The organism is Mesorhizobium sp. M7D.F.Ca.US.004.03.1.1 (assembly GCF_003998635.1).
Classification (GTDB): domain Bacteria; phylum Pseudomonadota; class Alphaproteobacteria; order Rhizobiales; family Rhizobiaceae; genus Mesorhizobium; species Mesorhizobium loti.
Map to the genome: position 1 here is coordinate 1 of NZ_RZQG01001363.1, position 1,133 is coordinate 1,133.

The 1,133-nt window shown below is 66.5% G+C and carries 1 protein-coding gene and 1 pseudogene; both read left to right on the forward strand.

Going from position 1 to position 1,133, the window contains the following annotated elements:
- A pseudogene (locus EN935_RS37105) lies at positions 1 to 419 on the forward strand (WD40 repeat domain-containing protein); the annotation flags it as partial.
- Positions 420 to 462: 43 nt separating this feature from the next.
- Positions 463 to 1,014: an isochorismatase family protein gene (locus tag EN935_RS37110; protein WP_127264859.1), complete on the forward strand. Its 552-nt coding sequence runs from the start codon at positions 463 to 465 to the stop codon at positions 1,012 to 1,014.
- Positions 1,015 to 1,133: the final 119 nt, after the last annotated feature.

A 1,133-nucleotide genomic window follows, 5' to 3' on the forward strand; every position in this document is an offset into this window, starting at 1 on the left:
AGACCGGCAAGCAGCTGCGCAGCTGGCACGGGCACGAACAAGGCACCTATGGCGCGGTGTTCACCGCTGACGGGCGCCATCTTGTCACCGGCAGCGGCGACTACACGATCAAGCTCTGGGATGTCGACAGCGGTCGCGAAGTGCGCCGCTTCGAGGGCCATGAGGGCATCGTCTACGCGCTGGCGTTGTCGGCCGACGGCAAGCGCCTGGTTTCCGGCTCACTCGACGGCACGGCGCGGCTATGGGACATGGACAGCGGCAACCAGATCGCGATGTTCGACAGCCAGACAGGCCCGATCTATGCGGTGGCCTTTGCCGCCGACGGCACGGTGCTGACCGGCGGCAACGACCGCACCATCCGCGACTGGCCGGCCACCGGCGGCGATGGCGTGGTGCTGTTTGCCGGCGCGCCGGAGTGAGCAAATCCTTGATCACCTTGTCCGCCGTGCTATGTAAAAAACCATGTCAGCTGCCAGCCTCCCAGACAAAGCGCCGCTCATTGTCATCGATCTCCAGACCGGCATGTTCGACGGCGTGCACGAGCCGCCGATCCATGATGCGCCTGATATTGTCGAGCGCACCAAGGCGGTGATCGACTGGGCGCGGCATAGCGGCCGGAAGGTCGCCTTTGTCAGGCATGATGGACCCGAAGGCGATCCGCTGGCGCCGGGCGAGCCGGGCTGGCCGGTCTGGCCCGCCCTTGGCCAGGCAGCGGACGAGCCGACCTTTGCCAAATCCGTGCGCGATGCGTTCAGCAATCCCGCCTTCGGCGACTGGGTGGCTGGGCAGGGCGCCGGTGCTGTCGTGCTGCTGGGCGCACAGACCGATTTTTGCGTGGCGGCGACGGTCAAGGGCGCGATGGCCAGAGGACTCGGCGTGACCGTGGTTTCCGACGCTCACAGCACGCTGGACAACGCCAGCGAGAGCGCCGAGCAGGTCATCATCAGGCACAATGGCGAATTCACTGAAGCCGGCGTCAATCTGGTGACGACGAAGGCGCTGGTCGGCGGCTGAAGCGGTAATGAACGTCGCTGCGGGCTGTCGCCTCGCGTGGCGGGTGCATTGTCCGGCTCTGCCGGCGCACGACTTCACCGATCGCATGATGGCGCCAGTCGGCTGCCGTGGTCGACGCG